The sequence below is a fragment of the Pseudomonas emilianonis genome (assembly GCF_023072625.1).
In the GTDB taxonomy this organism is placed as follows: Bacteria; Pseudomonadota; Gammaproteobacteria; order Pseudomonadales; family Pseudomonadaceae; genus Aquipseudomonas; species Aquipseudomonas paraveronii.
Genome location: NZ_JAKNRV010000220.1, coordinates 1 through 8,810, shown reverse-complemented (window position 1 = coordinate 8,810; position 8,810 = coordinate 1). Strand labels below are relative to the sequence as shown.

Annotated in this window: 9 protein-coding genes and 2 pseudogenes; 6 read left to right on the top strand and 5 right to left on the bottom strand. The window is 61.4% G+C overall.

The window, feature by feature from the left end; genetic code table 11:
* Position 1: 1 nt before the first annotated feature.
* Positions 2-1,429 carry an ATP-binding protein gene (locus L9Z73_RS19880; protein WP_247404453.1) on the top strand — a complete coding sequence of 476 codons (1,428 nt, stop codon included), beginning with the start codon at positions 2-4 and terminating at the stop codon, positions 1,427-1,429.
* 130 nt (positions 1,430-1,559) lie between these two features.
* On the opposite strand, the gene L9Z73_RS19875 is transcribed toward L9Z73_RS19880, so the two are convergent.
* Positions 1,560-2,489, bottom strand: coding sequence for an AraC family transcriptional regulator (locus tag L9Z73_RS19875; RefSeq protein ID WP_247404449.1), 930 nt, complete (start codon positions 2,487-2,489; stop codon positions 1,560-1,562).
* A 327-nt stretch (positions 2,490-2,816) separates the two neighbouring features.
* Between L9Z73_RS19875 and L9Z73_RS19870 the strand changes: the two genes are divergently transcribed.
* Complete coding sequence (locus L9Z73_RS19870; protein ID WP_247404447.1) at positions 2,817-3,158, top strand: antibiotic biosynthesis monooxygenase family protein; 342 nt, start codon at positions 2,817-2,819, stop codon at positions 3,156-3,158.
* A 41-nt stretch (positions 3,159-3,199) separates the two neighbouring features.
* Positions 3,200-3,445 carry a hypothetical protein gene (locus L9Z73_RS19865; protein WP_247404446.1) on the top strand — a complete coding sequence of 82 codons (246 nt, stop codon included), beginning with the start codon at positions 3,200-3,202 and terminating at the stop codon, positions 3,443-3,445.
* Positions 3,446-3,570: 125 nt separating this feature from the next.
* On the opposite strand, the gene L9Z73_RS19860 is transcribed toward L9Z73_RS19865, so the two are convergent.
* Entirely contained in the window at positions 3,571-4,203 is a 633-nt protein-coding gene (locus tag L9Z73_RS19860) for a flavin reductase family protein (protein ID WP_247404444.1), read from the bottom strand.
* Positions 4,204-4,396: 193 nt separating this feature from the next.
* Here L9Z73_RS19860 and L9Z73_RS19855 point away from each other — a divergent pair, with 193 nt between their 5' ends.
* Positions 4,397-5,152 carry a COG4705 family protein gene (locus L9Z73_RS19855; protein ID WP_247404442.1) on the top strand — a complete coding sequence of 252 codons (756 nt, stop codon included), beginning with the start codon at positions 4,397-4,399 and terminating at the stop codon, positions 5,150-5,152.
* Positions 5,153-5,268: 116 nt separating this feature from the next.
* On the opposite strand, the gene L9Z73_RS19850 is transcribed toward L9Z73_RS19855, so the two are convergent.
* From L9Z73_RS19850 to L9Z73_RS19840, 3 genes and pseudogenes are all read right to left on the bottom strand, one after another.
* Complete coding sequence (locus L9Z73_RS19850; protein WP_247404440.1) at positions 5,269-6,588, bottom strand: MFS transporter; 1,320 nt, start codon at positions 6,586-6,588, stop codon at positions 5,269-5,271.
* Positions 6,589-6,804: 216 nt separating this feature from the next.
* Complete coding sequence (locus L9Z73_RS19845; RefSeq protein WP_247404439.1) at positions 6,805-8,130, bottom strand: sigma-54-dependent transcriptional regulator; 1,326 nt, start codon at positions 8,128-8,130, stop codon at positions 6,805-6,807.
* A pseudogene (locus L9Z73_RS19840) lies at positions 8,124-8,417 on the bottom strand (sensor histidine kinase); the annotation flags it as partial. The gene L9Z73_RS19845 and the pseudogene L9Z73_RS19840, both read right to left, overlap by 7 nt.
* Between L9Z73_RS19840 and L9Z73_RS19835 the strand changes: the two are divergent.
* Both L9Z73_RS19835 and L9Z73_RS19830 read left to right on the top strand, forming a co-directional pair.
* Positions 8,412-8,651, top strand: a pseudogene (locus tag L9Z73_RS19835) (hypothetical protein); the annotation flags it as partial. The pseudogenes L9Z73_RS19840 and L9Z73_RS19835 overlap by 6 nt on opposite strands.
* 9 nt (positions 8,652-8,660) lie before the next feature.
* The coding region (locus tag L9Z73_RS19830; protein WP_247404456.1) for a DUF1028 domain-containing protein at positions 8,661-8,810 on the top strand (150 nt) is incomplete at its 3' end.

Here is an 8,810-nt window from a genome sequence, read left to right as displayed (position 1 = left end):
GGTGCCGCGCTCGCTGCTCGGGCGCATGCTGCTGCTGACCTTGCTCGCGGTGCTGTTCGCCCAGGCGCTGTCCAGCGTGATCTGGGTTTCGCAATTGCGCGCCACCCAGCTCGAAGGCCTGGTCACCAGCGCCCGTAGCCTGGCGCATTCGATGACTGCCAGCGTGAGCTATTTCCGTTCGTTGCCGGTGGCCTATCGCCCGTTGGTCCTCGACCAATTGCGCAGCATGGGCGGCACACGTTTTGTGGTGACGCTCAATGACCGCCCGCTGGACATGGCGATCTTGCCGCAGACCCCGCGCAAGCAAGCGGTGCTCAAAGCGGTCGATGAAGTGCTGCGCCAGACCTTGGGCGCCGATGTGCATATCTCGGTGGAATTTGTCAGCGCCGAAGACCTGCGCATCTTCAATGCCGGGTTGAAACTCGATGAGCTGCCACGCTCCTGGGCGCATTACGCGTTGACCCTGGAGCCGGTGAACCCGCCGGTGCTGGTCACCCAGATCCAACTCGCTCCCGGCGAATGGCTGTACATCGCCTCGCTGTTGCCCGAGCCGTACACCAGTCTCGAAGAGCAAGGCCTGCCGTCGCAGCAAGTGTGGTTTATCGTGCTGACCAGCGGCTTTTTGCTGCTGTTCATCGGCCTGTTGGTTCACTGGCAGAGCCGGCCGCTCAAGCGCCTGGCGCGGGCAGCGCGGGACATGTCGCTGGGCGCCGATGTGGAGCCGGTGGCCGAAGGCGGCGGCAGTGAAGTAGTGGAAGTGGGGCGCGCATTCAATGCCATGCGCGAACGCATCAGCCGTTACCTCATCGAACGCAGCCAGTTGTTCAGTGCAATTTCCCACGACTTGCGCACACCGATCACACGCCTGCGCCTGCGGGTTGAATTGCTCGAAGATGAAAACCTGCAAACCAAATTCGGCCGCGACCTGGATGAGTTGGAGTTGCTGGTCAAAGGCGCGCTGCAGTGCGTGAAAGACACCGACATCCACGAAAACATCGAACCGGTCGACCTCAACCATGTGCTCGACTGCCTGGTGGAGCCGTACCTGGCGCCCAACGGCAACGGCCGCGTGACCCAGCATGGGCGCGCGTTGGCGCCGTATCCGGGCAAGCCGCTGGCGCTCAAGCGCTGCATCGGCAACCTGATCGACAACGCGCTGAAGTACGGGCAGAACGCCCATTTGCATATCGAGGACGATGGCGCGGAGTTCATCCTGCACGTCGACGACGAAGGCCCGGGCGTACCGGAACAGCGCCTGGAGCAGGTCTTCGAACCGCATTTCCGCCTCGCCGGCCAGCAGCAGGGCTACGGCCTGGGCCTGGGCATCGCGCGCAACATTGCGCACAGCCATGGCGGCGAAGTGAGTTTGCAGAATTTGCGCGAGGGTGGCTTGCGGGTCACCTTGCAACTGCCCCGAACCCTCGACTAAGCAGCGCCGCCGATCAAATGTGGGAGGGAGCTTGCTCCCGATGGCGGTGTATCAGTCAACTTATCTGTAACTGACCCACTGCCATCGGGAGCAAGTCGAACCACCCCTCCCACATCTGATCGGCAGTGAATCACACGCTCTGACGCAACCTCGCCAAATCCCTCAGCGGCGGCGCACCAAACAACCGGCTGTACTCGCGGCTGAACTGCGACGGGCTTTCATACCCCACCCGATACCCGGCCGCCGAGGCTTCCAGCCCTTCGGCGATCATCAGCCGACGCGCCTCCTGCAAGCGCAATTGCTTTTGGTATTGCAGCGGGCTCATGGCGGTGATGGCCTTGAAGCGGTGGTGCAAGGTCGAGACGCTCAGGTTCACTTCCTTGGCCAGGTCATCGATGCGCAGCGGCTGTTCGTAGTTGCCATTGAGCCATTTGATCGCCTGGCTGACCCGATGACTCTGACTGTTGGCCACGGCGATTTCATACAGCCGGTAACCCTGCGGCCCACGCAATAAGCGGTAGAGAATTTCGCGGCTGATTAACGGCGCCAGCATGGCGATGTCTTTGGGCGAATCCAGCAGGCGCGTCAAGCGCAGTACGGCGTCGAGCAGTTGGTTGTCGATGCGGTCGACGTACATCCCACGCGGGGTCGGGCGCGACGGCACGCCCATCGGCCCGGCTTCTGCGATCAGGGCCGTGAGCTGCGCCGGGTCGATGTTGATGCGGATCGACAGGTTAGGGTCTTGCGGAGTGGCATCGATGATCCGCCCGGCCACCGGCATCGACACCGAAAACACCAGGTAATTGAGCGGGTCATAGGCAAAGATTTCGTCGGCCAGGCGCACTTCCTTGCGGCCGTTGGCCAGGATGCACAGGGCGGGCTCCACCAGCACCGGGCTGAAGTCGCGCGGCGTGTTGTGACGGTTCAGGAACAGTGACGTGATCGCCGTACCGTAGGAGCCGTCTTCCCAGGTATGCCGATGCACGATGCTGGCCAGTTCGGCGCGCTGTTTTTCCATCTCGGCATCGAGGGGCATGGACTTGGGTTCGGGCGACGACATGGGGCGTCCTCTGCAGGCTTTTTTGATGGGCTCAGCTTAGCGGCGGCTGTTCAAACCGTGGTATGTCGATTCTGCACAATCCTTGCCTGATCCTGCGGCACATCGTGAATCAGGCAAGCAGGAGAACTGTCATCGCCATGAAATATGGCGTCTGCCTGTGGAATAAAACCGGCGGGCAATCGTCCTGTCTACGCTTTTCGCAGGATTGTGCAATAAGCCGGCAGGAATCGACTAACCGCGCCTCGACCTGCGCCGTTATCTTTGATCCTGTGGCAACACGCCCTCACCGTGCTTGCCGAGCATCACTTCTCAACGGGAGAGTCGAACATGTCCACCCCCATTCCCGCGAGCCATATGGCCTTTATCCGCGCCCGCAGCGGTTGCAGCACCGAACTCGGTGCTCGCTTGAGCAGTTTGATCGAACCGGGCCGTCAGGCTCAGGGTTGCCTGCAGTTTTCGTTGCAGCATTCCCGGGTCGACCCTGATGTCTGGCTGGTCTCGGGCTTCTGGAGCAGCGAACAGGCGATGAGTGCCTACTTCAACTCGCCGGCCCTGATGATCTTCTCCGAGCTGTTGAACGACATGGTCGTGCGCAGCATGGACTTCCAGACCTTCACCGATGCATCCGCCGCCAATGCCTACGGCGAGTACCTGCAACTCGCCGGTTAGGGTTTAGAATGGCCGACTTTCCATTGGCCAGGACCTGCAACATGGCACGTAAACAATTTGCTCACCACGAAGCCGTTTCCGCCGTAGTACCGGGCGAAGGGGGCTACAGCGCCGCCGTCGCCGTCAAGGCGCTGGATGGCATGGGCGCACCGCAGTTTCACAAGATCCTGGATGGACAGACGTTCAAGACGGCGTCCGATGCCGACGATGCGGCGACGCTGCAACTTGAGTTGTTGACCGACGTCGATGCAGAAGGTCAGTTGACCTGGGCAACTGCCACAAACTGACGCACGCCGTCGATCCAGTGTGGGAGGGGGCTTGCCCCCGATAGCGGTGTTTCAGCTACAGATAGGCTGACTGACACACCGCCATCGGGGGCAAGCCCCCTCCCACATTTTTTATTGCATTGCAGTCAGGCTTGGGTGGCGCCTGGGCGATACATTTTGAACAGCGCCTCAGGGCCCACTTTGAAGTAATCCGCCGGGCCGCCGCCACGCAGGATCGGTTCGGCGGCGGCGGTGTCGTAGATCCCATCCTTGAGCAGCCACTTGGCAATATGCACCGCGACCACCTCGCCCAGCACCAGCCAACTGGGTACCAGTACCTGCTCGGCGCGCTGCAGTTGGATGATCTGCGTGACCTTGCACTCGAACGACACCGGGCTCTCGCCCACCCGCGGCACGCCGACGATCTTCGAGGCCACTGGCGTCAGGCCGGACAACTCGAACTCATTCACCTCTGGCGGTACGGCGGCACAGCTCTGGTTCATCTGCTCGGCCAACGGGCGGGTGGCCAGGTTCCACACAAACTCGCCGGTCTGTTCGATATTGTTCAGGCTGTCTTTGCGCCCGACACTGGAAAACCCAATGATCGGCGGAATGTAGTTGAACGCATTGAAGAAACTGTAGGGCGCCAGGTTCAGGCGACCTTGGCTGTCGTGGGACGAAATCCAACCGATCGGCCGTGGGCCGACGATGGCATTGAACGGGTCATGGGGCAGGCCGTGGCCGTTGGCGGGTTCGTAGTAATAGCTATCGTCAGACATCGCCGAGGTTCCTGCTGCGCTTTTCTGGGGGCCGTCATAGTGCAAGCCATGGCGGCGAATTTCCATCGGCCCTATGGAATTTTCATTCAGCGCCCACCTATTTTTCACAGTGCCCCGTTCAGTCTGCGCGCCAGGTCGACACCCCCCTATAAGTCGGCCCATTGATAGATTGAGCTTCGGAGCCTTGCACTGCATGAACAAACTTCCTCAGATCACCCTGGCGTTCTGGGTCATGAAAATCTGCGCGACGACCCTGGGCGAAACCGCCGGGGACTTGCTGTCGATGACCCTGAACGTCGGTTATGCCATCAGCTCGATGATCCTGATCAGCGTGTTCCTGGTCACCCTGGTGACGCAACTCTGGTCGAAAGCCTACAACCCGGTGCTGTACTGGATCGTGATCCTGTCCACCAGCACCGCCGGCACCACCATGTCCGACTTCATGGACCGCAGCCTCGGCCTGGGCTATGCCGCGGGGTCGATGATCCTGATCGTGATCCTGATGATCATCTTCGCGTTGTGGCACCTCAGCGGTGATTCGCTGAACGTGAACAAGGTGCAAACCTTTCGCGGCGAGTTGTTCTACTGGATGGCGATCCTGTTCTCCAACACCTTGGGCACTGCTCTGGGCGACTTCCTTGCCGACGATTCGGGGCTCGGCTTCGCCGGTGGTGCCTTGTTGATCGGCTCGACTATCGCGGCGGTGGTGGCGCTCAAGTACTTCACGCAGATTTCGTCGGTGTTGCTGTTCTGGGTGGCGTTCGTATTGACCCGGCCATTTGGCGCGACCCTGGGCGACTTCCTGACCAAACCCCATGCAAAGGGCGGGCTGGACTTCGGCACTATCGGTTCGTCGGCGGTGTTGGCGGCGGTGCTGGTGGTGATGATTGTCGGGGCTTCATATGCGCAGCGGCGCTATGTGCGGCGCGACGTGGCAGAGTTGTCCTGATTGCACATGTGGGAGGGGGCTTGCTCCCGATTGCAGTGGGTCAGCTTGAGATAAGTTGACTGAAACACCACGATCGGGGGCAAGCCCCCTCCCACATTGGTTACTGCGCTCAGCCGTTAGTCGGTGGTGATCCGCGAATGCTTGCGGGTGTCCTTCATGGTCACGTAGACCACCAACGACACCGCGATACACACGGTCACGTACCAGTAGTAGCCGGTTTCCATGCCGATGCTCTTGAACCACAGTGCGATGTATTCAGCGGTGCCGCCGAAGATCGATACGGTCAGCGCATACGGCAGGCCCACGCCCAGCGCACGGATTTCGGTGGGGAACAGCTCAGCCTTCACCACGGCGTTGATCGATGTGTAGCCGCTGACGATGATCAGCGCCGCCATGATCAGGAAGAACGCGCCCCACCAGCTCTGGATGGTGTGCAGGGTGGTGAGGATCGGCACGGTGAACAGTGTGCCGAGGATGCCGAAGGCGATCAGGATCGGACGCCGGCCGACCTTGTCCGACAGCGCGCCGACCAGAGGTTGCAGGCACATGAACAGAAACAGCGTCGCCGCCGAGATGGTGGTGGAGTCGGAAATGCTCATGCCGACGGTGTTCACCAGGTACTTCTGCATGTAGGTGGTGTAGGTGTAGAAGGCCAGGGTGCCGCCCATGGTCAGGCCGACCACGGTCATCAGTTCCTTGGGGTGGCGCATCAAGGTGCGCATCGCGCTTTCCTTGGCTTTTTCCTTCTTGGTGAACGACTCGGTTTCTTCCATGCCGCGCCGCAGGTACAGCGCGACCACTGCGCACAGGGCGCCGATGGCGAACGGGATACGCCAGCCCCAATCGTACAGTTGCTCGGTGGTGAGGGTCTGTTGCAGCACGATCAGCACCGCCAGGGCAATGAGCTGGCCGGAGATCAGGGTCACGTACTGGAAGCTGGAGAAGAAACCGCGACGTTCCTTGGTCGCCATTTCACTCAGGTAAGTGGCCGAGGTGCCGTATTCGCCACCGACCGACAAGCCTTGCAGCAGGCGGGCGAACACCAGCAGGATCGGCGCACCGACGCCGATGGTTTCATAGCCCGGGCTCAGGGCGATGATCAGCGAACCGAAGCACATCAGCAGCACCGAGGCCATCAACGCGGCCTTACGACCGGCGCGGTCGGCATACAGGCCCATCAACCAGCCGCCGATCGGGCGCATCAGGAAGCCCACGGCGAAGATCGCAGCGGTGTTGAGCAGTTGGGCGGTGGTGTCGCCTTTGGGGAAGAAGGCTTTGGCGAAGTACAGCGAGAAAGCCGCGTAGACGTACCAGTCGTACCACTCGACCATGTTGCCGACCGATCCGCTGAAGATCGATTTGATGCGGCTGGAGGTGGTGCGTTCTTTCGCCGGCGCAGCCGCCGACCCCAGAGGCAAGGTATTGGAGTTATCCATTGAAGGATCCTTCAGATAGTTGTTTTTATGGAGCGTGCCTGAGCACAGCCTGATTGGGGCTATAGCAGGAGCTGTGCCAGGTTGGGGAAGGCCCGGTCTAGAAGGGTTTGCAGGTTTTTTTGAGCGGAAAGTCGCTGATGGTTTTGGGCTGGGTGAGCGGAAATCCGCTTATTGCTTGCCTACGATGGCGTCTTTGAAAGCAACCCAGATCACGGCCTAGAGAAACATCTCCCGCACCAACCCATGCCGCTGCATCTTCTCATTGAAGGTGCGCCGGGGCAGTTGCAGCTCGGCCAGCACCGCCTTGATATCGCCTTTGTGCCGGGTCAGTGCGGCTTTCAGGCAGTTGGCCTCGAAGGCTTCCTGTTGCGCCGCCAATGATTGCCCGGCCTCGATGCCTTCGGGCTCTGGCTCGCCAAGTCCCAACACCTGGCGTTCGGCGACGTTGGCCAGTTCGCGCACGTTGCCCGGCCAGTCATGGCTGAGCAGGCGCCCCAATTGCGCGCCACTCAGCGGTTCAACGTGGCGGCCCAGGCGTTCGGCGGCGCTTTGCGCAAAGTGATCGAACAGCAGCGGTATATCTTCACGACGCTCGCGCAGGGGCGGCAGGCGCAGTTGCGCGACGTTCAGTCGATAGGCCAGGTCTTCGCGAAAACGCCCGGCGCGGGCCTCGTCCAACAGGTCCGGCTTGGTCGCGGCAATGATGCGCAGGTCGACGTGGATACTTTGGTTGGAGCCCAGACGCTCCAACTTTTGCTCCTGCAACACGCGCAGCAATTTGACTTGCTGGGCCAGGGGCATGCTTTCGATTTCATCCAGAAACAGCGTGCCACCGTGAGCGTATTCCAGCTTGCCGATACGCTTGCCCTGGGCCCCCGTAAACGCGCCGCTCTCGTGGCCAAACAGCTCGGCTTCAAACAACTGCTCGGGGATCGCCGCGCAATTGAGCGCGACAAAGGCTTTCTTTGCCCGCGGGCCGAAGTCGTGCAGGCAGCGGGCGACCAGTTCCTTGCCGCTGCCGGTCTCGCCGCGGATCAGCACGTTGACTGGGAGCGTCGCCAGGTCCAGCACCTGGCGGCGCAGGTTCTGCAAGCTGCGGGACACGCCCAGCAGGCTGTTTTCCAATTGTGTCCGATGATCGGCCTGTTGATGCAGGCGGCGGTTTTCCAGGATCAGCCCGCGTTTATCGAGGGCGCGGCGCAGGCTGTTGAGCAGGGCTTCGGGGCTGAAGGGTTTTTCCAGGAAGTCGTAGGCCCCGTCGCGCATGGCTTCGACGGCCATCGGCACATCGCCATGGCCGGTCAGCAGGATCACCGGTAAATCGGCATCGCGCCGCCGCACTTCGGCCAGCAGCTCCAGGCCGTTGAGGCCGGGCATGCGCACGTCGCTCAAAATCACCCCGGGAAAGTCCTTGGGCAGTTGCGCGAGACAGGCCTCGGCGCGACTGAACAACTGCACTTCAAATCCCGACAGGCTCAACCACTGCTCGACGGCCGTGCGAATGCTGGCTTCGTCATCGATCACAATCACCGCGTTCAACATAGCTCCGGCGTCTCCAGCGCGATAGGCAGCGTCAGGGTAAACACCGCGCCGTCGCCACGGTTACCGGCGCTCAGGCGCCCACCCAGTTCGTGCACGATAGCGTAGGACACCGCCAGCCCCAAGCCGAGCCCATCGCCCACGGGCTTGGTGGTGAAGAAGGGGTCGAACACGTTGTTCAAATGTTCCTCGGCGATGCCGCCACCGCTGTCGCTGACGGTCAACTGCCACAGTTGCTCATCGGCGTGCAGGCGGATTTCCAGGCGTTTGCGCGGTTTGTTGGCCATGGCGTGATGGTGACCGCCTCGTCCATCGGTGAAGCGTTCGACGATATCTGGACCCTGGAGCGCGCCTGCCAGATCCTTGTCACGGCGTGGTCCACCGGGCAGCCGTTGCGGGTGTTGTCCGATGAAGTGGCGGAAAAAACCGCGCGGGGCTGGGAAGGCATCACCGATTTCTCGCGCCGGCATTTTGAAGAAATGAAGCAAATGATGATCGACGCCGATGCGTCGGTGCTCGACTGAGGACGCCCTATGACCTTTTCCGTTGTCGCCCGCTGTGCCGAGACGGGCCAGTTGGGGATCGCTATCAGCTCGTCGAGCATCGCCGTGGGCGCGCGTTGCCCGTGGCTGCGCCCCGGTGTGGGCGCGGTGGCGTCGCAGAACATCACCCTGCCGAGAAAT